At 63.2% G+C, this 22,073-nt stretch carries 17 protein-coding genes and 1 riboswitch; of the genes, 5 read left to right on the top strand and 12 right to left on the bottom strand.

The annotated features are described in order from the left end of the window. Positions 1 to 194 precede the first annotated feature (194 nt). From AC1D13_RS15710 to AC1D13_RS15700, 3 genes are read right to left on the bottom strand one after another with little or no spacing between them, the layout of a single operon-like run. Positions 195 to 1,226, bottom strand: coding sequence for a cytochrome d ubiquinol oxidase subunit II (locus tag AC1D13_RS15710; protein ID WP_477689867.1), 1,032 nt, complete (start codon positions 1,224 to 1,226; stop codon positions 195 to 197). Next, positions 1,219 to 2,721 (bottom strand): cytochrome ubiquinol oxidase subunit I, encoded by a 1,503-nt coding sequence (locus tag AC1D13_RS15705; RefSeq protein ID WP_477689866.1) that lies wholly within the window; start codon positions 2,719 to 2,721, stop codon positions 1,219 to 1,221. The genes AC1D13_RS15710 and AC1D13_RS15705 overlap by 8 nt, the downstream gene beginning before the upstream one ends. A 2-nt stretch (positions 2,722 to 2,723) precedes the next feature. Then, the gene (locus AC1D13_RS15700) at positions 2,724 to 3,380 is read right to left on the bottom strand and encodes a GbsR/MarR family transcriptional regulator (protein ID WP_477651344.1); all 657 of its coding nucleotides are present in this window, start codon (positions 3,378 to 3,380) and stop codon (positions 2,724 to 2,726) included. A gap of 523 nt (positions 3,381 to 3,903) precedes the next feature. On the opposite strand from AC1D13_RS15700, the gene AC1D13_RS15695 reads away from it, so the two are divergent. Continuing rightward, a complete protein-coding gene (locus AC1D13_RS15695; protein ID WP_457282890.1) occupies positions 3,904 to 4,374 on the top strand; it encodes a cupin domain-containing protein in 471 nt (156 codons plus the stop codon). 27 nt (positions 4,375 to 4,401) lie between these two features. Here the strand turns inward: AC1D13_RS15695 and AC1D13_RS15690 are convergent, their stop codons facing one another. The 4 genes from AC1D13_RS15690 to ahcY form a co-directional block, all read right to left on the bottom strand. After that, positions 4,402 to 5,025, bottom strand: coding sequence for a septal ring lytic transglycosylase RlpA family protein (locus tag AC1D13_RS15690; protein WP_477689865.1), 624 nt, complete (start codon positions 5,023 to 5,025; stop codon positions 4,402 to 4,404). An 11-nt stretch (positions 5,026 to 5,036) separates the two neighbouring features. After that, positions 5,037 to 5,873: a methylenetetrahydrofolate reductase [NAD(P)H] gene (metF, locus tag AC1D13_RS15685; protein WP_457282888.1), complete on the bottom strand. Its 837-nt coding sequence runs from the start codon at positions 5,871 to 5,873 to the stop codon at positions 5,037 to 5,039. A gap of 8 nt (positions 5,874 to 5,881) precedes the next feature. Next, entirely contained in the window at positions 5,882 to 6,916 is a 1,035-nt protein-coding gene (locus AC1D13_RS15680; protein WP_477689864.1) for a TlyA family RNA methyltransferase, read from the bottom strand. A gap of 162 nt (positions 6,917 to 7,078) precedes the next feature. After that, entirely contained in the window at positions 7,079 to 8,509 is a 1,431-nt protein-coding gene (gene ahcY / locus AC1D13_RS15675; RefSeq protein ID WP_457282886.1) for an adenosylhomocysteinase, read from the bottom strand. Between the two features lie 103 nt (positions 8,510 to 8,612). Next, positions 8,613 to 8,685: riboswitch (S-adenosyl-L-homocysteine riboswitch) on the bottom strand. Positions 8,686 to 9,136: 451 nt separating this feature from the next. On the opposite strand from ahcY, the gene AC1D13_RS15670 reads away from it, so the two are divergent. After that, positions 9,137 to 9,568 carry a DUF3592 domain-containing protein gene (locus AC1D13_RS15670; RefSeq protein ID WP_477689863.1) on the top strand — a complete coding sequence of 144 codons (432 nt, stop codon included), beginning with the start codon at positions 9,137 to 9,139 and terminating at the stop codon, positions 9,566 to 9,568. Next, complete coding sequence (locus tag AC1D13_RS15665) at positions 9,565 to 10,386, top strand: HAD-IIB family hydrolase (RefSeq protein ID WP_477689862.1); 822 nt, start codon at positions 9,565 to 9,567, stop codon at positions 10,384 to 10,386. The genes AC1D13_RS15670 and AC1D13_RS15665 overlap by 4 nt, the downstream gene beginning before the upstream one ends. Positions 10,387 to 10,501: 115 nt before the next feature. Here AC1D13_RS15665 and AC1D13_RS15660 read toward each other — a convergent pair whose 3' ends face one another. Beyond that, positions 10,502 to 11,749, bottom strand: a complete 1,248-nt coding sequence (locus AC1D13_RS15660; RefSeq protein WP_457282883.1) for an MFS transporter — start codon at positions 11,747 to 11,749, stop codon at positions 10,502 to 10,504. Between the two features lie 106 nt (positions 11,750 to 11,855). On the opposite strand from AC1D13_RS15660, the gene AC1D13_RS15655 reads away from it, so the two are divergent. Continuing rightward, positions 11,856 to 12,431: a TetR/AcrR family transcriptional regulator gene (locus tag AC1D13_RS15655; RefSeq protein ID WP_477666793.1), complete on the top strand. Its 576-nt coding sequence runs from the start codon at positions 11,856 to 11,858 to the stop codon at positions 12,429 to 12,431. 113 nt (positions 12,432 to 12,544) lie between these two features. Here AC1D13_RS15655 and AC1D13_RS15650 read toward each other — a convergent pair whose 3' ends face one another. Both AC1D13_RS15650 and uvrA read right to left on the bottom strand, forming a co-directional pair. After that, on the bottom strand, positions 12,545 to 13,516 hold the full coding sequence (locus tag AC1D13_RS15650) for a Bug family tripartite tricarboxylate transporter substrate binding protein (RefSeq protein WP_457282881.1): 972 nt from the start codon (positions 13,514 to 13,516) through the stop codon (positions 12,545 to 12,547). 311 nt (positions 13,517 to 13,827) lie between these two features. After that, positions 13,828 to 19,698: an excinuclease ABC subunit UvrA gene (uvrA, locus tag AC1D13_RS15645; protein ID WP_477689861.1), complete on the bottom strand. Its 5,871-nt coding sequence runs from the start codon at positions 19,696 to 19,698 to the stop codon at positions 13,828 to 13,830. 200 nt (positions 19,699 to 19,898) lie between these two features. Between uvrA and AC1D13_RS15640 the strand changes: the two genes are divergently transcribed. Then, on the top strand, positions 19,899 to 21,011 hold the full coding sequence (locus AC1D13_RS15640; RefSeq protein ID WP_457282879.1) for an ABC transporter substrate-binding protein: 1,113 nt from the start codon (positions 19,899 to 19,901) through the stop codon (positions 21,009 to 21,011). Positions 21,012 to 21,255: 244 nt separating this feature from the next. On the opposite strand, the gene AC1D13_RS15635 is transcribed toward AC1D13_RS15640, so the two are convergent. Then, entirely contained in the window at positions 21,256 to 21,720 is a 465-nt protein-coding gene (locus AC1D13_RS15635; protein ID WP_477666795.1) for a hypothetical protein, read from the bottom strand. Between the two features lie 190 nt (positions 21,721 to 21,910). Continuing rightward, on the bottom strand, positions 21,911 to 22,069 hold the full coding sequence (locus AC1D13_RS15630) for a hypothetical protein (RefSeq protein ID WP_477689860.1): 159 nt from the start codon (positions 22,067 to 22,069) through the stop codon (positions 21,911 to 21,913). Between the last annotated feature and the right edge of the window lie 4 nt (positions 22,070 to 22,073).

The following is a 22,073-nucleotide window of genomic DNA, read 5'->3' as shown; positions in this document are numbered from 1 at the left end:
TGCCCAAAGAACTCTTTAACTCAGCAGGGGCCGCGGAACCGGCTTTGCCGGGCCGCAGGCACTGTCCCCTGCAAGGGGAAAAGGGCTACACGCAGTGAGCCCGATAGGGGTGTGCCCATTTTTCGGCTTTGCCGGGCCGCAGGCGCAGCGGCCCCTTGGGGGCAGGGAGCTACACGCAGTGAGCGACCGTGGGGCTAATACTTCAATGCAGTGCTCTTGCCCCAGAACACACGGTAAGCGAACACGGTGTAGCCGATGATCATCGGCAGCACCACCGCTGCACCGACCAGGATCACGCCCATGGCCTCGGGCGCGCTGGCCGACTGCCAGATCGTCAGCTTGTCGATCACCAGCCACGGGAAGAGGCTGTAAGCCAGGCCGTAGAAGGCCAGCAAAAACACGCCCACCGTCGCACCAAAAGGTACCCATGCGCCGTATTCATTGCCTTGTGCCAGCCGCACCGGCAGGCGCTGCAGGCTGCGGAAAATCACGCCAAACAGCACCGCCGTGGCCGCCGGGATTGGCAGCAGCAGCACGATGTTCGGAAACGAAAACCATTTGTCGAAAATGCTCCGGCTCACCAGCGGTGTGGCCACCGAGATGGCGCCGATGCCGATCACAGTGAACAGGAGGCTGCGCCTGGCCCAGCGCACGGCTTGCAGTTGCAATTCGCCTTCGGATTTGATGATGAGCCAGCCGGCGCCGAGCAGGCAATACGCCGCGACCAGCGCCGCGCCGATGACCGCGTTGAAGACGATGGTCCACCAGGTCGCCGCAAAACCGGTGATCAGCGAGCCCAGCATGTAACCCTGTGACCAGCTTGCCAGCAGCGAGCCGGTGTAGAACATGCGGTTCCACAGCGGCTTGTGGCTGGCGCGCGCCTTTACGCGGAAGTCAAAGGCCACACCGCGCAGCGTGAGGCCGATGAGCATGAACGCCACAGGCAAATACAGCGCACCCAGGATGACGCCATGCGCCAACGGAAACACCGTGAGCAAGATGCCTACGCCCAGCACCAGCCAGGTTTCGTTGGCATCCCAGAAGGGGCCGATGCTGGCGATCATGGTGTCCTTGTCGTCATCGCCGGCGGTGCGCATCAACACGCCCACGCCCAGGTCGTAGCCGTCAAGAATCACATAGGCCAGCATGGCCAGGCCCATCACCACCAGGAAGACGATGGGCATCCAGCCGGCGGCTTGCGTCAGGTCAGGGGCAAGGTCAAGCATGGGGAGCTCCTTCTTTTTCGGGGTAGTTCACGACGTTGAGTTCCTTCTCGGTCGCGCCGGCGGTGCTGTCATCGCCGAACGGTTTGTCCGCATGTTTCCTGTGCCGCGCGAGGTAGAAAACCACCGACACATAAGACACCAGCAGCACCGCATACAGCGCGAGGTAGAGCGTCAGCGTCAACGCAATGCGTGGCGCCGGCACTTTTGAGGCGGCATCGGCTGCCGTCAGCACGCCCGTCACCAGCCAGGGTTGCCGGCCGATTTCGGTCACATACCAGCCGGCGACCAGCGCGATCCAGCCGGAAAAGGTCATGGCCACCAGCACGCGGGCATGCCACACCGTGAGCGTGCGCGCCGGGGACACGGCCGCCAGCGCCGGGCCGCCCCAAGCAAGGCCAGCCCCCTCGGGGGGCAGCGACCCACGCGAAGCGGGGAGCGTGGGGGCCTGTTTCTTCCATGGGGCGAGTTGCAGCACGCTGGCCCAGCTGACCAGCAGCATCAGAACGCCCACCCCGACCATGATGCGAAAGGCCCAGAACACCGGCGCCACCGGCGGGTGCTTGCCTTCAAACTGGTCCAGGCCCTTGACTTCGCCGTCCAGCGAATGGGTGAGGTAGAGCGAGGCCAGCTTGGGAATTGCGATTTCGTAGTGGTTGGCCTTGGCCTTTTCGTCCGGCAATGCGAACAGAATCGCGGGCACGCCTTTTTCGGTCTTCCAGATGCCTTCCATGGCGGCCAGCTTGGCCGGCTGGTGTTCCATCGTGTTCAGGCCGTGCTGATCGCCCGCGACGATCTGCAGCGGAATCAGCATCGCAGCCATGTAGATGCCCGTCTTCAGGCCGGCCATGACTTCTGCCCCGCGATCGTTACGCAGCCAGCGGTAGGCCGAAACACCCGCCACCAGAAATGCCACCGTCAGCCCCGACGCCAGCAGCATGTGCGTGAGACGGTAAGGAAAGGACGGGTTGAAGATCACCTCGAACCAGCTCGTCACATGCGCCTGGCCGTTGATCATTTCAAAACCCGCCGGCGTCTGCATCCAGGAGTTGAGCGCCAATATCCAGAAAGCCGACAGCGTGGTGCCGCCCGCCACCAGCAGCGTGGCGATGGTGTGCATGGTTTCGCTCACGCGTTCACGCGCAAACAGCATCACGCCCAGCATGGTGGCCTCCAGAAAGAAGGCCGTCAGCACTTCGTAGGCCAGCAGCGGCCCGGCGATGTTGCCCACTTTCTGCATGTAGCCCGGCCAGTTGGTGCCGAACTGGAAGCTCATGGTGATGCCGCTGACCACACCGAGGGCAAAGGTCAGCGCGAAAATTTTCACCCAAAACTGGTAGGCGTCCATCCAGTATTGCGCTTTGGTTTTCACGAAGCGCAGCTTGAAGTACAGCAGCACCCAGCCCAGCGAAATGCTGATGGTGGGAAACAGAATGTGGAAGGTGATGTTGGCCGCGAACTGGATGCGGGCCAACAGGAATGCGTCTAAACCGTCCATCATCAACTCCTGTTTTCGTCGGGAAGGTTGGCAGCGGGTGCTGCTGGGCCGGGAAGCTCGCCGGAAGGCTTCGCCGCCACTTTGCTGGATGCGGTGCGGCCTGTCAAACCGGCCTTCATGCTGCTGGCGACCTTGTCTTTGACCTCCAGCAGCTTCTGCACCTTCGCGCCCATCTTCATCAGGCTCATCAGCGTGGCCGAGTCCATCTTCTGCACATCGGCCAGCCAGCCTGTCATCAGCTCGATCAAATCGTGCATCTGCTTCATGCGCGCCTGGGCGTGAATGTCGTCCTGGTTGGCCGGGTGTTCCATCAGCGCATCGCGCAGCATGGAAAGCGTCGGGTCAATCTCGCGCTTGCGGCGTTCCTCGGCCAGTGTGCGGAAGATGGCCCAGACGTCTTCCGGCGCACTGAAATACTCGCGCCTGTCGTTCGGCAGGTGCTGCAGCCGCACCAGGTTCCACGACTGCAATTCCTTCAGCCCCATGCTGACGTTGGAGCGCGAAAACGCCAGCGCCTCGCCGATTTCGTCGGCATTCAGGGCCCGTGGCGAGACGTACAGCAAGGCATAAATCTGCCCAACAGTCCGGTTAATGCCCCAACGGCTGCCCATTTCACCGAAATGGAGGACAAATCGCTGGGTTAAGGGGGCAAGGTTCATGGCGCAGGGCCTCTTTGGTTTATTGAATTTTCAGGAATTACTGAAATTCTAATAAATTGAAACGATTTGCGCTGGCGACCGGATTGACCTTGTGTGCAGCCGGGTGAAATCGGGTGTAGCCGTCGAACGCTGACCTGACCCGACACCAGTTTGTGCTGGCAGGTTGCTATCGAATTCGTAGCTGCTTGCGTTTGTATCTATTGGGCTAGAGGCCAATCTCATGCGTGAAAAAGCCCCAAAACAGCGTCAAAAGCGGCCCCGCAAACGTTCATGTGCGAGCTAAAGCTGTTTTTCGCCGGTTTCAAGGCTATTTTCAGCATGAAAACAGCCTTCAGGCCAATCCAGACAAGCGCAATAAGCTATCAAATATATAGCACTCCCAACATACAACCCAAGCTGTGGCAGCGGGATTTGCGCTGAAACGAAACGACCGGTTGCCGGGTCGGGTCACCGCTATTGGCAAGCCCGTCGCAACATGGGCATACTGGCCCGCCCATACACAACACCCCACAAAAAGGATTCCATGCGCCACACCACCACCGTCCTCGGCTTTTCCGTCACCGTTGCCTTTGTGGCCGGGATTGCGCTGTCGCCGCTGGCCCAGCACGCCCTGCCCGATGCGCATGCGCAGGCCGTGCCCCTGGCGCCGGCGATGATTGACCTTGCGGCGCTCAAGCACGGCGACATTCCCGGCACCCCAAACCCTGAAATGAATGCGAAAGGGCTGGTCATCACCGACAACGCCACCATCGGCATTCAGTCCGGCAATGTGGCCAAACACATTCACCCGAAAACCGACGAGATCCAGTACATCATCGAAGGCAGCGGTGCCATGTGGCTGGGCGGCGAGCGCAAGGAGTTCAAGCCGGGCACGCTGATCATCATTCCCAAAGGCACGGCACACGGCGGCACGCTGGTGACCAGCGGGCCCGTCAAGGCGCTGGCCATCAAGATCCCGCCGCAGGCCAGGGACGACGTGACTTTTGTGAATTGAGCGAGCGCGCCTCGTCAGCGGGGCGATTCAGCGCGGCGTACGCGGCGCCGCTGGGCGCCGCCTTGCAGGCGGGCGCTTCCGGACCGCAGGCGCGGGTGTCGTCGCGACCTCCGGTGTGGACTCCGGCACCAGCAGCACAACTTCCTTCAGCCCCATGCCCAACATGCCGAGCTCTTCCGCCGCGGCGCGGCTCAGGTCGATGATGCGGTTGCCGCTGTAGGGTCCGCGGTCGGTGATGCGGACGTCCACATCACGGCCGTTGACCAGGCTGTGCACACGCACCATGGTGCCAAAAGGCAGCGTGCGGTGCGCAGCGGTGAACTCCTGCATGTCAAAGCGTTCTCCGCTGGCGGTGCGCCGGCCGTTAAAACGCGGGCCGTACCAGGAAGCCTGGCCGCGCTGGAATTCGCGGGGCACTTCGCCGGCCAGCAGCGACGGCCTGGGTGCAGCGGCAGAAGGCGGCACCTCGTCGGCTATCTCACCGGTCGCGGGTGATGCATCGGTGGCGGGACGTGAAGGACGCGGCGCCGGTGCAGCAGCACCCGGCACGGTGGATGGCTTGTTGGGTGGCGGCGTGGTGCATGCGGCCAGCAAGGCCAGCAGCACCGCAGCGCTGAGGGTGACGGCAGACCGGCGTGCACCCTGCTGCATGGCGTGTAGCCTCAGGCGCGCTGCAGTCGCCCGATGATTTCGGTCGTCGCTGCGGCCTGGTTCATCGTGTAGAAATGAATGCCGGGCACGCCTGCGGCGTAGAGCTGCTCGCACAGGCCGGTGATTACGTCCAGGCCGAAGCTCTTGATGGACGCGGTGTCGTCGCCAAAGCCCTGCAGGCGCAGGCGGATCCAGCGCGGAATCTCGGCGCCGCAGGCATCGGAAAAGCGCATGAGTTGCGTAGAGCTGGTGATGGGCATGATGCCGGGCACAATGGGCACGTCCACACCCAGAGCCTGCGCGTCGTCGACAAAACGGTAGTAGGCGTCGGCGTTGAAAAAATACTGTGTGATGGCCGAGTTGGCGCCGGCCTTGACCTTTTGCACAAAGGCCTGCAAGTCGGCATCGGCCGATCTGGCCTGGGGATGGATTTCCGGGTAAGCGGCCACTTCGATGTGGAAAGTGTCGCCGGTTTCAGCGCGGATGAAGGCCACCAGGTCGCTGGCGTAGTGGAACTCACCGCCCGCGCCGTAGCCGCTGGGCAGGTCACCGCGCAGGGCGACCAGGCGTTTCACACCCATGATTTGCAAGGTGGTGAGCTGCTGGCGCACCGTGGCCTTGGTGGCGCCCACGCACGAGAAATGGCAGGCCGCCGCCACGCCTTCGGCCAGGATTTCGTTCACCGTGCCGAAAGTGCCGTCTTGCGTGGAACCACCCGCGCCAAACGTCACCGAGCAAAACTCGGGCTTGTGCGCATAGAGCGCCTGGCGCGCCACACGCAGCTTCTCGGCGCCTTCAGGTGTCTTGGGCGGGAAGAATTCAAAACTGAGGGGAAGATTCAGGCTCATCACGGATCTCACTCGTCGTTATTTGTCGTGTCGGTTTTGCTGTCACGCCGCTTGCCACGCGCAGGGCCAGGCTGGCCGGCATGCGCAAGTTCGGAGTCTTCGTGCGGCGCGCGGGAGGCGCGCATTTCGCTGCGTGGCACGCGCTTGGCAATCTTGCGCTGCGGTACGGCCGGCAGCGGCTGGTCTTCGCCCGCCACGTCCTGGCCCTTGACGGCCTGGATAAAAAATTCGCGGTTGCCGTCACCGCCTTCAATCGGCGACGCCAGCCAGGCTTTCACTTCCAGCCCCAGCGCTGCGCAGGCATCGCGCAAGCGCTTTTCGACAAACTCGAAATGCGCCGGGTCACGCACAATGCCACCCTTGCCGATCTGGCCGGGCTGCAATTCAAACTGCGGCTTGACCAGCATGAGCAGGTCGCCGCCGGGCTTGAGCAGGCGAACCACGGCGGGCAACACCAGCGTGAGCGAGATGAAGGACAAATCACCCGTCAGGAAGTCGAAGTTGGCTTCTGCGGCCAGGCTCGCTTCATCCAGGTCGGCGTCATCCCCATCGCCATCGAAGTCATCAGCAAAATCCATGTCGCCGCTGTCGCCTGCATGGCCGGCCACCAGGTCGGCGGCGGTCATGGAACGGGCATTCAGACCCTCGACGCAAACCACACGCGGGTCGTCACGCAGGCTGGCATGCAGCTGGCCGTGGCCCACATCGACGCCCACCACCTGCAATGCGCCGTGCTGCAGCAGGCAGTCGGTAAAACCGCCAGTGGACTGGCCCACGTCAAGGCAACGCAAGCCCGCCACACTGAGGCCGGTAGCCTTGAGCGCGCCTTCGAGCTTGAGCCCGCCGCGCGAGATGTACTTGGCTTCGGTGGTATCCAGCAGCTGCAGCTCGGCGCCCGCCGGAATCTCGTCGCCGTTCTTGGCAACCTTCTTCCAGGCAGCGTCGGCTTCAGGACGCCACTGCACCCCCGAAGCGATCAGGCGCTGGGCCTGCGAGCGGGTGGCGGCATGGCCGTGTTCGACGAGGAATAGGTCAGCGCGCATGTAATGTGTTCTCGGTATTTCAACGGCCTCAAGGATCGTTGCGGGCGCATGCTGGCCAGTGCGGCCAGCCCGTTCACCGAACCTGTCGAAATATCGACCAGGCTCAGTGAACGCTCAGATATTCAAAGGCGGACGCTCATGCAAACCGCCTTCGACCACTCATTAATAGCGGTACGTATTAGCCTTGTACGGGCCGGCTTTAGAGACACCGATGTACGCAGCCTGCTCGTCGCTCAACTCGGTCAGCACAGCGCCAACCTTTTTCAGGTGCAGGCGCGCAACTTTCTCGTCAAGGTGCTTGGGCAGCACATAGACCTTGCCCACTTCGTAAGCGTCTTTCTTGGTGAAGAGCTCGATCTGCGCGATGGTCTGGTTCGCAAAGCTTGACGACATCACGAAGCTCGGGTGGCCGGTGCCGCAACCCAGGTTCACGAGGCGGCCCTTGGCCAGCAGGATGATGCGCTTGCCGTCCGGGAAGATCACGTGGTCGACTTGCGGCTTGATCTCTTCCCAGGTGCATTTTTCGAGCGATGCGACGTCGATCTCGTTGTCGAAATGGCCGATGTTGCAGACGATGGCCTGGTCTTTCATCTTCGCCATGTGCTCATAAGTGATGACGTTCTTGTTGCCGGTGGCGGACACAAAAATGTCAGCCTTGTCGGCAGCGTATTCCATGGTCACGACCTTGTAACCTTCCATCGCGGCCTGCAGGGCGTTGATGGGGTCGATCTCGGTCACCCACACCTGGGCGCTCAGTGCGCGCAAGGCTTGTGCGGAGCCCTTGCCCACGTCGCCGTAACCGGCCACGAGTGCGACCTTGCCGGCGACCATCACGTCGGTGGCGCGCTTGATCGCGTCAACCAGGGATTCGCGGCAGCCGTACAGGTTGTCGAACTTGCTCTTGGTGACGGAATCGTTCACGTTGATGGCGCGCAAGGCCAGCGTGCCCTTGGCCGACATTTCATTCAAACGCAACACGCCGGTGGTGGTTTCCTCAGTCACGCCGATGATGTTTTTCAGGCGGCGGCTGTACCAGGTCGGGTCTTGCGCCAGCTTGGCCTTGATCGAATTGAACAGGCAGATTTCTTCTTCGCTGCCGGGCTTGGAAATGAGGCTCGCGTCTTTTTCGGCCTTGGTGCCCAGGTGCATCAGCAGCGTCGCGTCGCCGCCGTCGTCCAGGATCATGTTGGGACCTTCTTCAGGCGTGCCCTTGGCGCCGCTGAATTCGAAGATCTTGTGGGTGTAGTCCCAGTAGTCGGCCAGGGTTTCGCCCTTGATGGCGAACACCGGCGTGCCGGCGGCGGCAATCGCGGCGGCGGCATGGTCCTGCGTCGAGAAGATGTTGCACGAAGCCCAGCGCACTTCAGCGCCCAGGGCTTGCAGGGTTTCAATCAGCACGCCGGTCTGGATCGTCATGTGCAGCGAACCGGTGATGCGCGCGCCCTTCAGCGGCTGCGCCTTCGCGAATTCTTCGCGGATGGCCATCAGGCCGGGCATTTCGGTTTGCGCGATGTTCAGTTCCTTGCGGCCCCAGGCGGCAAGCGAGATATCGGCAATGGTGTAGTCGGTGGAAGGTTTCAGGACGGCGCTCATACGGTTCTCCAAATTCAAACGTCAACTGGGCAAAATCGCCACGGGCAAGGCGCTTTCGAAGCAGCGGGGGAATTCAGTCATTCACCCGGCTTGAGAGAGCACTTGCGGGTGAGCGTGGTTGCAATGAAGTCCTGAGCCTGGTCCACATGGTGTGGCTTGCAACGCTCCTCAGGAAGCCACGATTATACCGAACTCCCCCGTTCAGGCTCACTTCGTGTAGCCTGCTCTCCCCTCGAGGGGGCGGCGCCTGGGGCCGGCGAAGCCGGACCCTCGGCCCCCGCTGGTGAAATACGCCATCACCGATCGCGCCCAAAGAACGCTTCAACCCGCATGGGCCGCGGAACCGGCTTTGCCGGGCCGCAGGCTCAGTCCCCTGCAAGGGGAAAAGGGCTACACGCAGTGAGCCCGATAGGGGTGTGCCAATTTTTCGGCTTTGCCGGGCCGCAGGCGGGCGGCCCCCTCGAGGGGGCAGGGAACTACATGCAGTGAGCGACCGTGGGGGCCCACACCATGCGAGAATTTCACCATGCAAGAGTCCGCAGCCTGCCACTTTCGCCCCTCTTCCGTAGGGCATCCAGGCTTCGGGGCGGCCTGATGTACCCCCGTCTGGCGCCCGTCTACTGTGCCTTGTTCCTGATCATGGGTGCGGGAATGAGCGCCAGCTTCGCATCAAAGGCATACCGGGCCTTGCAAACCCTCGATTGGGAAACAGGCAGCGCGCAAATACTTTCGTCCAGCGTGAAGGCCACGTCCGACAAGCGAGCCAGTTGCTATGAGCAGCTTGCCACCTATAGCTACAAGGTGCAGGGCCGACCCTTCACCGGCCAACGTGTGCGCGCGGCGGACAGCTGCCTTTCGAAGGAAGAGTCCGAGCTATTCGAGGCTGCGTTCAAGAAAGGCGACACGGTGGCCGTGCGCTACGATCCCGAAAATGCCTCCGAAGCGGTGCTCGAGCCCGGGGAACTGTGGTTCAACGATTGGATCCAGGGGATCGCGGGCTTGTTGATCACAGGCATTGCCGTTCTGATGGGCATCGAGATACTGAGAAAGCAACGATGAAGGACCTCACATCCTGGGCGCTCACCGAGCGCGCACAGATCACCGGCGTCTTCACCGACATCGACGACACACTGACCACCGAGGGAGCGATCACCGCCGATGCGCTGGAGGCTTTGGGTGCGTTGAATGCCGCCGGGCTCAAGGTGGTAGCCATCACCGGGCGGCCCGTAGGCTGGAGTGAGCCCTTCGCGGCAAGCTGGCCGGTCGATGCCATCGTGGCGGAGAACGGTGCGGTGGCGCTGCTGCCGGCGCAGGTTTTAGACAAAAAAGCCCCGCAAGCCGCACCAGCCTTGCGCAATCAGCTATCAAAAATATACCAACAGGATTCCGCGACACGCGCTGCCAACTTCGCCCGCATGCAGGCCGTGCTGGCGCGCATCGAGCGCGAGATGCCGGGCGTCACCCGCGCCACCGACTCGCCGGGCCGTGAAACCGACATCGCCATCGATCACAGTGAGTTCGTGCAACTGAGCGACGCGCAAATCGCCGCAGTGGTGGCACTGATGAAAAGCGAGGGCATGCACGCCACCGTCAGCAGCATCCACATCAACGGCTGGTATGGCAGCCACAACAAGCTCGAAGGCGCGCGCTGGATCGTCCGGCAGCTCTGGCAGCGCGACCTGGACGCGGAGATGGATCGCTGGGTTTATGTGGGCGATTCGACCAACGACCAGCTGATGTTCAAGACCTTTGCCAACAGCGTGGGTGTGGCCAACATCGCGCGCTTTGTGCCGCAGCTGGCGCACCTGCCGCGCTATGTCACCCAGGGCGAGCGCGGCGCAGGTTTCACCGAAATGGCGCGCGCTTTACTGGATTAACAACCGCGGCTGCCCCGCGTTACCTCAGCGGGTGCCGCGGATCGGGCTTTGCCCGGCCGCAGGCACCGTCCCCTGAAGGGGAGGGGACGCTACACGAAGTGAGCGTCAGCAGGGGTTAGCTATATTGGCGGCGCACTGAGCCCCAGCGCAACCAGGCGCCGAGAGCCGCTACCGCCAGAACCAGCGCGGCATAACCCTCTACCGTAGCGGGCAGGCCCAACGGTGCGATCAAGCGGCCTGCCAGCATGGCGGGCACGCTGAAGGCCAGGTAGCTGATGGCGTACAGCGCAGAAAACAACTCCGCCCGCTGGTGCGGCTGTGCCATCGGCGCCAGCGTCTGCACCTGCGCGGAGAAAGCCGAGCCGCCGCCGAAACCGGCCAGCGCCGTCCCCGCGAAAAACAGCGCCACGGAACGGGTGGCCAGCGACAGGACCACCAGACCTGCGCCCACGGCGAGCAAGCTCATGCCGATGGCGCTCATGCGCACGGGCGAAAAGCGCCTCAACAAAGTCGGCGAAGCAGCGCCCAGGCCGAAGAAGGCCGCAATGGCCAGGCCGTTAACGATGCCGTCGTGGATGCCAAAGATTTGCTGCAGCACGGAAGGCACCAGCGACAGGTACAGGCCCGCAAGCGACCACACCGCCAGCATTGTCGGCACGCCGCGCACAAATTCGGCGCGCGCCTGCACCGGCACCGAGATGCGCGGCACCAGCGAAGCCAGCGCGCCGGGGCGCGGCGTGACGCTTTCGGGCAGGAACAGCGTGGCCACCGCACCCACCACGCAGATGGCGACCAGCACGCCAAACACCAGCGGCACCGGGTGCAAGGTGAACTTGACGGCGATACCGGTGAGCAGCGCGCCCACGGCCAAGCCCGCCAGCGGCGAGACGCTGCCGATCATCGCGCCCAGGCGTTTTTGCGCAGCGGGGGCGGCCTCCACCACCGCCGCCGTCAGCGCGCCGCCGACCATGCCGGTGGCGATGCCCTGCACGATGCGCGCAGCAATGATGCCGTTGATGCTCCCGGCCAGCAAAAAAGTCAGCATCGCGCCGGCCTGCAGCAGCAAGGCGGTAAACACCACAGGCCGCCGGCCGATGTGGTCAGACAGTGAGCCAGCCACCAGCAGCGAGGCCAGCAGCGCAATCGCGTAAATCGCAAACGCCACCGTCAGCAGCGCAGGGGAAAAGCCCCACTGCTGCTGGAAGACGACGAACAGCGGCGACGGCGCACTGCCCGCCACGAAGAACGCGAACAACAGGATCGCCAGCAAGGGGAAGGCGGCTGCGGGCGGCAGTTGCCAGTGGGCCGCCGTCGGGCGGGATGGTTGCAATGAGGGATCGGCGGGAGCAGCAGGGGTAGCCATGGGGAACGCTCAACTTTCTTAAAGCTAATTTATTCGCGTTTGCAAATTCTATACCCGTTCAAAAATTAACGCAAACATCGTTGCTTTTAGGCTAGAATTCGCCCTGATGAGCACCCTCCAAACGCCCCAGAACAAACGCCCCGGCGGACGCAGCGCCCAGGTGCAAATCGTGGTGCGCAAGGCGCTGGAAGAACTGATTGCCCAGGAGGGCCGCGACAAAGTCACCGTGCCGGCCGTGGCCGAGCGCGCCGGCGTGAGTGCTTCCAGCATTTACCGGCGCTGGGGCGACGTGAACGGCCTGCTCGGCGAAACCGCCCAGCAGCGGCTGGACCCGAACCGCCCCCTGCCTGAGACGGGCGACCTGAAAGCCGAACTCACGGCCTGGGCCAAGGAACTGATCAACCACCTCAACAAGCCAGGCAATGCCTCACTGCTGAAGGCCGCTGCCGCGCTGGCGGGATCAGAAGAAACCAATTGCCTGAAAAACCGCCGCAACGAAGCCACGGTTCTGGTCAAACGCGCCCAGGCCCGCGGCGACGCCACACCCACCGTGCAGCAGGTGCTGGACCACATGATGGCCCCCATCATCTACCGTTTGATTTTTGGCGCTGGCGTCGCGCCCGCGCTGGCGGAACAGTTAGCCGACGAATTGTTTGTCTTGGCAAACCCGGTCAGCAAATAGACCCGAAAAAGCCGGGGAGGCCGCGGAACCGGCTTCGCCGGGCCGCAAGCCTCGTCCCCTGCAAGGGGAAAAGGGATTACACGAAGTGAATCCCGATAGGGGTGTGCCTACTTTTAGTTGGGCTTGGCGAGGCCTAACTTATCGATCAGCACCTTCTCCCGCCCAACGGTGTCTTGCGCAAACTTGGTGTAGTCGGCCGAGCTCAGGTAGTTGGGCAGCATGTCGTAGCGGCCCAGCGCCGCGACGTAGCTGGGTTCTTCCATTGCTTTCTTGAAGGCGTCGTGCAGGCGCTTGACCACTTCGGGCGGCGTGCCTTTGGGCGCGCCTATCCCGAAGGGCGAGTTCTGCACGATGTCATAGCCCAGCTCTTTCAGGGTGGGTGCGTTCGGGAATTTGTCGAGCCGCTTCTCGCCCCAGGTATTGAGCACGCGCAGCTTGCCCGCCTCGACCTGCGGCGCAAAACCGGTGCTGTCGGCGCCTGCCATCAGCTGGCCGCTGACCAGCGCCAGCATCAGGTCGGCGCTGCCTTTGTAGGGCACGTGCTGCAATGTGATGCCCGCTTTTTGCGCGATGAGTTCGGTCGTCAGGTGCGGGCTGGTGAGTGTGCCCGTCGAGCCGTAGGTCAGCTTGCCGGGGTTGGCCTTCGCATAGGCGACAAAGTCGGCCCAGGTCTTGAAAGGGCTGTCGGCCGGCACCACGATGCCGAAGGCGTAGCCGGTCACGTTGATCACGTAGCTGATGTCCTTGACCGGGTCCCAGTTGATCTTGGTGGTGTAGCCAAGGCGGAACACGCCCAGCGGAATCTGCGCCAGCGTGTAGCCGTCGGCCTGCGCGCTTTGCAGTTGCTGGGCCGGCAGGGTGCCGCCCGCGCCGGGCTTGTTCTCAACGATCACCGTCTGGCCCAGAATCTTCGAGGCATTGTCGGCAAGCGAACGCATGGTGATGTCGGTGGGCCCGCCCGCCGGGAAGGCGATGATCAGTTTGATCGGTTTGACCGGGAAATTTTGCGCATGGGCCGCACCCCACGCGCCGGCGAGTGAAATGGCCAGGGCGGCGGTGATCTGCAGTAAAGGGCGGCGTTGCATCGGTGTATCTCCTGATCCTGAAAGTATGGCGGCTTGAGCCCATATCATGCGTGCAGCAAGCCGCCATCGCATCAGGGCAACACCTGAAAGGTTGTCACGTCGGTGTCAGCACTTTCTTCGGCGTTTTGGGTGTTTTAAGCGTTTCAACCATACAGGACCAGCGCAAGCAGCTATTAATTCAATAGCAAAGCCTGCCGCAGCGTTGACTCCATCTCTGCCAGCAGGGGCCGCGGAACTGGCTTAGCCAGGCCGCAGGCGCCGCCCCCTCGAGGGGGGAAGGTGCTACGCGAAGCGAGCATCCGACGGGGGTGCTATCTGTTCAATACGCTTCCCAAGGCTTTCCCGGTATGCGTGCCGAGCTTGACGACAGCCTCGGGCGGAGCCGAAGCCACCACGCGTCCACCCGCATTGCCGCCGTCCGGCCCCAGGTCAATCACCCAGTCGGCTTCGGCGATCACATCCAGGTCATGTTCGATCACCACCACGCTGTGGCCGCCGTTGACCAAGCGGTGCAACACATGGATCAGCTTTTCCACGTCGGCCATGTGCAGGCCCACCGTGGGCTCGTCCAGCACGTAGAGCGTGTGCGGCGCCTTCTGGCCGCGGCGCGTGATGTCGTCGCGCACCTTGCTGAGCTCGGTCACCAGCTTGATGCGCTGCGCCTCGCCGCCCGAGAGCGTCGGCGACGGCTGCCCCAGGGTGAGGTAGCCCAGGCCCACGTCTTTCAGCAACTGCAACGGGTGGCTGATGTTGGGCATGGAAGAGAAGAAATCCACCGCCTCGTCCACTTCCATCTTCAGCACGTCGCCGATGTTTTTGCCGCGCCAGGTCACGGCCTGCGTTTCGGGGTTGAAGCGCGCGCCGTGGCAGGTTTCGCACAGCACCTTCACGTCGGGCAGAAAGCTCATGCCGATGGTCCGCACCCCCGCGCCTTCGCAGGTGGGGCAGCGGCCTTCGCCGGTGTTGAACGAAAAGCGCCCGGCACTATAACCGCGTGCGCGGGCTTCCAGCGTGTCGGCAAAGAGCTTGCGTATCGTGTCCCAGAAACCGATGTAGGTAGCCGGGCAGGAGCGCGGCGTCTTGCCGATGGGCGTCTGGTCGACTTCCAGCACGCGGTCTACCACCGCATAGCCCTCGATGCGTTCGCAGCCGGTCCAGTCGGGCGTCTTGCCCTTGTCGTCGGCGTCGCGCCCAGATTTGGTCGAGCGCTGCATGACGCCCGCGTGCACATTGGTCAGCAGCACATCGCGCGCCAGCGTTGATTTGCCGGAGCCCGATACCCCCGTCACCGCCACCAGGCGGTACAGCGGCACGGTGACCGACACATCCTTGAGGTTGTGCAGATCGGCATTGACCACGGTGAGCCAGGAGGTGAAAGGCCCGGCCGCCGCCGGCGCCGCATTGTGCAGTGCGCTGGCATTGGCGGCGGCGGCTTTGAGTGCGGCTGCCTTGAGCGTGGCCGCCTTCTGCTTGCTCACCGGCTTGGCGCTCACGTCAACGGGCGCTTCTTTCACCGCGGCCAGGGGTGCCACGCCCTTGCGTGTTTCGCGCCGGATCTGTAGCGGGTGAATAAGCGGGTTGGCAAGGTAGCGTCCCGTCAGAGATTCCGGCACAGCCGACAATTGCGCCGCCGTGCCTTGTGCGACCAGCGTGCCGCCGCGCTTGCCTGCGCCGGGGCCGATGTCGATGATGTTGTCGGCGCGGCGAATGGTGTCTTCGTCATGCTCGACCACCACCAGCGTGTTGCCGCGGTCGCTGAGCTTGCCCAGCGCGCTCAGCAAAATCTGGTTGTCGCGCGGATGCAGGCCGATCGTCGGCTCGTCCAGCACATAACAAACGCCTTGCAGGTTGGAGCCGAGTTGCGCCGCCAGGCGGATGCGCTGCGCCTCGCCGCCCGAGAGCGTGGGCGCGCCACGGTCCAGGGTGAGGTAGCCCAGGCCCACGTCTTCGAGAAACTCGAGGCGGCTTTTGATTTCGGGAATCAGGTCGCGCGCGATGCCAGCCTCACGGCCCAGCAGCGCGAGTTTTTCGACCCAGCCCCGCACGTCCGTCACCGACAGCGCTGCGATGTCGGCAATGCCGACACCCGCGAACTTCACCGCGCGGGCCTTGGCATTGAGGCGCGTGCCTTCGCAGGTCGGGCAGGCGGTGCCGGCCACGTCTTCCACCTCGGGCTCGGCAAAACTTTGCTCGCGGCCCTTGTTGTCGTCGTCCATCACCGAGTCATCAAACACCTTGCGCTGTTCTTTGGTGAGCTTCACGCCCGTGCCCACGCAGTCGGGGCACCAGCCGTGCTTGCTGTTGTAGCTGAAGAGGCGCGGGTCCAGTTCGGCATACGAGGTGGCGCAAATCGGGCAGGCGCGCTTGGTCGAAAACGCGATCAGCTTGCCGATGTTTTTGGCACTGGCGCCGGCCATCATCGCGCCGCGCAGGCCGTCGAGCGGGGCCAGCACGTGGACCACGCCCTTGCCGTGTTCCAGCGCGGTCGCCAGCGCGGCACGCAGCGCGGCCTCGTTGTCGGGCGACACATGGATGTCGGCAATCGGCAGCTCGACCGTGTGTTCCTTGAAGCGGTCAATGCGCGGAAAGCCCGTGGTCGGCAAAAATTCGCCGTCGATGCGCAGATGCGTGTAGCCGCGTGGGCGCGCCCAGTCGGCCAGCTCGGTGTAGACGCCCTTGCGGGCAATCACCAGCGGAGCCAGCAGGCCGATATGCTGGCCGCGGTAGGTTTTGATCAGCTGCGCGGCGATGCTCTCGGGGCTTTGCGGCATCACGGCTGCGCCGTCTTTGGTGCAGTGCTGGATGCCCAGCTTCACATACAGGAGGCGCAGGAAATGCCAGACCTCGGTGGTCGTGCCCACGGTGGACTTGCGGCCGCCGCGCGAGAGGCGCTGCTCGATCGCCACAGTGGGCGGAATGCCATAGACCGCGTCCACCTCGGGCCGGCCCGCCGGCTGCACGATGCTGCGTGCGTAGGCGTTCAGCGATTCAAGATACCGCCGCTGCCCTTCGTTGAACAGGATGTCAAAGGCCAGCGTGGACTTGCCCGAGCCCGACACGCCGGTCACCACATTGAACTTGCCGCGCGGAATGTCGACCGACAGGCTCTTGAGGTTGTTCTCTTTGGCGTTGACGATCTGGATCAGGTTGGAAAACGCCGGCCGTGTGGCCCAGACCTTGGGACGCGACTCTTCAACGCCGTGCACCTTGCCCATGGCCTGCTCGTATTCGCGCAGGGCGAGCGCCGTGTGTGAAGTCGGGTGCTGACGCACCTCCTCAGGCGTTCCCTGGGCCACCAGCAGGCCACCGCCCTCCCCGCCTTCGGGGCCGAGGTCAATCAGCCAGTCGGCCGAGCGGATCACGTCGAGGTTGTGCTCGATGACGATCAACGAATGGCCGGCTTCGAGCAGCTTGCGCAGTGCGCGCATCAGCTTGGCGATGTCGTCAAAGTGCAGGCCGGTGGTCGGCTCGTCGAACAAAAACAGCGTGCCACGGCCCGGTTGCCTGAGCGCCAGCGCCTGCTTGCTGGCGCTGGTGGTTTTGCTGGCGTTGGCGAGGAAACCCGCGAGCTTGAGGCGCTGCGCCTCACCGCCCGACAGCGTGGGCACGGGCTGGCCCAGCTTCACGTATTCCAGGCCCACGTCGACGATGGGCTGCAGCGCGCGCACCACTTCGCGGTCTTGCGCAAAGAGGGCAATCGCCTCGCTCACCGTGAGGTCCAGCACGTCAGAGACATTGAGCAGGCGCGGCTTGACGTCGCCAATCGCCTTGCGCTCAATCGTCACTTCAAGGATCTCGGCGCGGTAGCGCTTGCCGTCGCAGTCGGGGCAGCGCAGGTAGACGTCACTCAAAAATTGCATCTCGACATGCTCGAAACCCGAACCGCCGCAGGTCGGGCAGCGCCCGTCACCGTTGTTGAAGCTGAACTTGGTGGCGGTGTAGCTGCGCTGTTTGGCCAAGGGCGCCAGGGCGAAGAGGTCGCGCACCGCATCCCACGCCCCCACATAGCTGGCCGGGTTGGAGCGCGCCGTCTTGCCGATGGGCGACTGGTCAACAAACACCACGTCGGTCAGGTGGTCGGCGCCCATGAGGCGGTCATGCAGGCCCGGCGTCTCGGTCGCCTTGCCGAACTGGCGCAGCAGCGCGGGCGCGAGGATGTCCTGCATCAGCGTGGACTTGCCCGAGCCGCTGACGCCGGTGACGCACACCAGGCGCTGCAGCGGAAAATCGACGGTCAGGTTCTTCAGGTTGTGGTCACGCGCGCCTTCGAGGATGAGGCGCGGGGTGTTGTCGGTCACCGCGCGCTTGAACCCCATGCCCACCTGCTTGCGCGAGCCGAGGTAGGCGCCGGTCAGCGTGTCGGCATGTTTGATGTCGTCGGGCGTACCGTCAAACACGATCTGGCCGCCCTTCTCGCCCGGGCCCGGGCCCATGTCGATCAGGCGGTCGGCCGCCAGCATGACAGCCGGGTCGTGCTCGACCACCACCAGCGTGTTGCCGGCGTCACGCAGGCGATGCATGGCCTGGGTGATGCGGTTCATGTCGCGCGGGTGCAGGCCTATGGAGGGCTCATCGAGCACAAACAGCGTGTTCACCAGCGAGGTGCCCAGCGCAGTCGTGAGGTTGATGCGCTGCACCTCTCCGCCTGAGAGCGTGCGGCTTTGCCGGTCGAGCGTGAGGTAGCCGATGCCGACGTCGCAGAGGTATTTGACGCGGGTCTGGATTTCTTCGAACAGCGACTTCAGCGCCTGCAGCTCGGCGTCGTCGCCCATCACGTCGAGTGACAGGCCGCTGAAGAACTGTCGCAGCCTGTCGATCGGCAGGCGCATCAGGTCGTGCAGCGCCAGGCCCGGCAGGGCTTCGAGCTGTTCACGGCTCCAGTGCACGCCCACCGGCATGAAGCGCTGGCTGGGCGGCAGCACCGCATCGGCGGCTTCTTTGGAACCGAGGCGCCAGAGCAAAGACTCGAGCTTCAGACGCGCGCCGCCGCAGGTTTCGCACTGCGTATAGCTGCGGTATTTGGACAGCAGCACGCGGATATGCATCTTGTAGGCCTTGCTTTCAAGGTATTCGAAGAAGCGCTTGATGCCGTACCACTGCTTGTTCCAGTTGCCGTCCTTATAGCCCGGTGTGCCGTTGATGACCCAGCCCTGCTGCTCGGGCGTGAGCTTGTACCAGGGCGTGTCGCGCGGAACGCCCGCCGCTTCGGCGTGGCGCAGCAGGTCGTCCTGCGCTTCTTTCCAGGCCGGGGTCTGGATGGTCTTGATCGCGCCGGCGCGCAGGGTGAGTTTGTCGTTGGGAATCACCAGGCCGTAGTCGACACCGATGACACGGCCAAAGCCGCGACAGGTTTCGCACGCGCCCATGGCCGAGTTGAAGGAGAACAGCGAAGGCGTGGGGTTGGTGTAGCGCAAGTCGCTGTCGGGGCAATGCAGGCCGGTGGAGAAACGCCACATGACATCGGGCTGACCGTCCTCAGCGTGCTGCACATAGATATTGAGCCTGCCGCCGCGTTTAAGCGCGGTCTCGATGGCTTCCATGACCCGGGCTTTTTCCACTGCGTGCGTGCGAAAGCGGTCTGCCACCACATCCAGCAACTTGTGCGGACCGGCGGGCGTGGCGACGTCGCGCTGGGCATGAACGCGCGTGAAGCCGCTGACAGAGAGCCACTGCTCGACCTGCTCGGCACTGGTGTTGCCGGGCAACTCGACCGGGAAGGTCAGCACGACACGCGGGTCGCCCTCTTTCGTGCGTGACATCAACTCGGCATAAATCGATTCGGGTGTGTCGTGGCGCACGTTCTGCGCAGTCTGCTTGTCGAAGAGCTGCGCGGCGCGCGCGTAGAGCAGCTTCAGGTGGTCGTTGAGCTCCGTCATGGTGCCCACGGTGGAGCGCGAGCTGCGCACCGGGTTGGTCTGGTCGATGGCGATGGCGGGCGGCACGCCTTCCACCTTGTCGACGGCCGGCTTGTCCATGCGGTCGAGAAACTGCCGTGCGTAGGCAGAGAAGGTTTCCACATAACGGCGCTGGCCTTCGGCAAACAAGGTATCGAACACCAGGGAAGATTTGCCCGAGCCGCTGGGGCCGGTGACGACCGTCATTTCACCGGTGCGAATATCCAGATCGAGGTTTTTGAGGTTGTGCTGGCGCGCGCCGCGAATGCGGATGATTCCCTGGGACATGAGTGCAGTCTTTCCTGAAGAGGTCAAACATTCTAGACAGGGCAACCGGCTGTGCAGGGCGTAGGGATTAATGTCCTTTTTGCACACTTTTTGCTACGCCAATTAGGGCGGCTTCTGGTTTTCCTGATCGCATTTTTTGCGCTTTCATGCTTCACTTATGGATACATCATTTCACCCCGGATGGAAACACTGTGAACAACATGACAAAACTCAGCAGATGGTGCGCCGCCATCGCGATGGTGGCCGTGGCCCAGGCCAGCCATGCGCAACTCCTTGTCGGGCAAACCGCGGGGTTCACCGGTGCCGTGGGCGCCGGCGTCAAGGAAACCACGGAAGGCGCCAAGCTCTACATCGACGCCGTCAATGCCAAGGGCGGTGTGGGCGGGCAAAAGATTGAGCTGGTGTCACTCGACGACAAGTTCGATCCCAAGCTGGCAGTCGAAAACGCACGCAAGCTGATTGAAGAACAAAACGTGCTGGCCATGTTCCTGACCCGCGGCACACCCCATACCGAAGCCATCATCCCGCTGCTCGACAAGAACGGCGTGCCGCTGGTTGGCCCCTCCACCGGCGCCATGGTGCTGCACCAGCCCGTCAAAAAACATGTGTTCAACGTACGCGCCACCTACCAGCGTGAAGCCGAGAAGGCGGTCACCCACCTGCATTCCATGGGCATCACGCGTATCGGCATCGTGTATGCCGACGACAGCTTCGGCGCTGACGGCGTGACGGGTGCGCAAAAAGGGCTGACGACTGCCAAGCTGCAGCCCGCGGTACTGGAAAAATTCGACCGCTCCAAACCCGACTTCGGACCCATCGCACCCAAGGTTTACCAGTCCAATGCGCAGGCCGTCATCATGGTGGCCTCAGGGCAGGCTGTGGTCGACGGCATCAAGGCCTTCCGCGCGGGTGGCTCTACGGCGCAAATCGTGACGCTTTCGAACAATGCCTCGGGCGGCTTTGTGAAAAGCCTGGGCGACAACGCCCGCGGCGTGATCGTCACGCAGGTGTTTCCGTATGAGCGCTCCATCGCCTTTCCCATGGTGAAGGAGGCACAGGAGCTGGCCAAGGCCAAGGGGCAAGCCGACGTGAGCCCCGCGATGCTGGAAGGTTTTGCCGCCGCAAAGGTGTTGGTGGAGGGCTTGCGCCGGGCAGGCGCCAAACCCACGCGCGAGAAACTCCAGGCCGCGCTGGAAGGCATGCGCAAGCTGGATATCGGCGGGCTTGAGGTGAGCTACAGCCCCGAAGACCATACCGGGCTGGACTTTGCCGATCTGTCCATCATCGGCACCGATGGAAAATTCAAGAGATAAATAGCACCCCCCTGCCGACGCTCACTTCGTGTAGCGTCACCTCCCCCCAGGGGGACAGGCGCCTTGCGCCCGGCATAGCCGGATCGCGGCCCCTGCTTGGAAAGAGAATCCCCCCTGCCGACGCTCACTTCGTGTAGCGTCACCTCCCCCTGTGGGGGGACGGGCGCCTTGCGCCCGGCATAGCCGGATCGCGGCCCCTGCTTGCGAATTCGCACACCTGCGGCGCCAAGCCGTACGGGTTTGCTCAGCCGTACAGAGCCTGCTCAAGTTCCTTGAACTTCTCGGGGCCTACAGCGTCCTTGATCTTGGGTGCCAGTTCCTTGAGCTTGTCGATATCGCCTGCGGCTTCCACCGCCAGGTTCAACCTGAAACCCCGAAGGCCCAAGGCGGCCGTCAACCGTGTGGCGATGGGATAGGCCCTTGAATAATGCTCTTGTGCATTCAGGGTGGGACTGCCGTCGGCGTTGTGCGCCGACACCTCAGGGGCTGGCTCGGCAGGCGGCTGCACTGCCAGCGGCGCCAGCAGGCCCAGCGAAATCAGGTGGTTGATGTCTTCTGCGGTTACGCCGAATCCTGAGGTGGCCTTGACCACATCGGCCATGCTGCGTTTGCCGTCAAACATGATAAAGGCAGAGCGCTGCCGGGGGGTCAATGCGACGGTTCGGTTCTGTACGGCGGTCTGGCCGGCTTCCGTCTTGGTGTAAATCATCGGCTGGTCTCCAGTAAATGCGCGAGGGCGCCACCATGCGGTGCTTGATATTCAGAGACGCTGTAATGGCTTGTTTTGTCTCTGTTAATTCAATTTACCTCATTTTTACCTGCGCCGCACCTATTTCGGGCATGTCGCGGCACTGTCCTGCCTGCGAATGCGCCACGCGCTGCCAGCCTGATCCCTTCACTCAACCGCCCGCATCAACCCCAAAAGCAGCCGCAACAACAGGTACATCCAGCCGCGAAGCACCATGTTTTTCACCACTCAGATCAATATTGCCGCCCTTGTTCAACAGAAATAATGCCAGCCCGGCAATCACGATAAAACCCACAACAATTTTCCACATCTTT

The sequence above is a fragment of the Polaromonas sp. P1_E12 genome, from assembly GCF_056405975.1.
This window is presented reverse-complemented; position numbering and strand designations above follow the sequence as displayed.

What these genes read in the sequence shown, in the direction of transcription:
- AC1D13_RS15710 (WP_477689867.1), bottom strand. Translation starts at nt 1,226, where the DNA reads ATGCTTGACCTTGCCCCTGACCTGACGCAAGCCGCCGGCTGGATGCCC.
- AC1D13_RS15705 (WP_477689866.1), bottom strand. Translation starts at nt 2,721, where the DNA reads ATGGACGGTTTAGACGCATTCCTGTTGGCCCGCATCCAGTTCGCGGCC.
- AC1D13_RS15700 (WP_477651344.1), bottom strand. Translation starts at nt 3,380, where the DNA reads ATGAACCTTGCCCCCTTAACCCAGCGATTTGTCCTCCATTTCGGTGAA.
- AC1D13_RS15695 (WP_457282890.1), top strand. Translation starts at nt 3,904, where the DNA reads ATGCGCCACACCACCACCGTCCTCGGCTTTTCCGTCACCGTTGCCTTT.
- AC1D13_RS15690 (WP_477689865.1), bottom strand. Translation starts at nt 5,025, where the DNA reads ATGCAGCAGGGTGCACGCCGGTCTGCCGTCACCCTCAGCGCTGCGGTG.
- metF (WP_457282888.1), bottom strand. Translation starts at nt 5,873, where the DNA reads ATGAGCCTGAATCTTCCCCTCAGTTTTGAATTCTTCCCGCCCAAGACA.
- AC1D13_RS15680 (WP_477689864.1), bottom strand. Translation starts at nt 6,916, where the DNA reads ATGCGCGCTGACCTATTCCTCGTCGAACACGGCCATGCCGCCACCCGC.
- ahcY (WP_457282886.1), bottom strand. Translation starts at nt 8,509, where the DNA reads ATGAGCGCCGTCCTGAAACCTTCCACCGACTACACCATTGCCGATATC.
- AC1D13_RS15665 (WP_477689862.1), top strand. Translation starts at nt 9,565, where the DNA reads ATGAAGGACCTCACATCCTGGGCGCTCACCGAGCGCGCACAGATCACC.
- AC1D13_RS15660 (WP_457282883.1), bottom strand. Translation starts at nt 11,749, where the DNA reads ATGGCTACCCCTGCTGCTCCCGCCGATCCCTCATTGCAACCATCCCGC.
- AC1D13_RS15655 (WP_477666793.1), top strand. Translation starts at nt 11,856, where the DNA reads ATGAGCACCCTCCAAACGCCCCAGAACAAACGCCCCGGCGGACGCAGC.
- AC1D13_RS15650 (WP_457282881.1), bottom strand. Translation starts at nt 13,516, where the DNA reads ATGCAACGCCGCCCTTTACTGCAGATCACCGCCGCCCTGGCCATTTCA.
- uvrA (WP_477689861.1), bottom strand. Translation starts at nt 19,698, where the DNA reads ATGTCCCAGGGAATCATCCGCATTCGCGGCGCGCGCCAGCACAACCTC.
- AC1D13_RS15640 (WP_457282879.1), top strand. Translation starts at nt 19,899, where the DNA reads ATGACAAAACTCAGCAGATGGTGCGCCGCCATCGCGATGGTGGCCGTG.
- AC1D13_RS15635 (WP_477666795.1), bottom strand. Translation starts at nt 21,720, where the DNA reads ATGATTTACACCAAGACGGAAGCCGGCCAGACCGCCGTACAGAACCGA.
- AC1D13_RS15630 (WP_477689860.1), bottom strand. Translation starts at nt 22,069, where the DNA reads ATGTGGAAAATTGTTGTGGGTTTTATCGTGATTGCCGGGCTGGCATTA.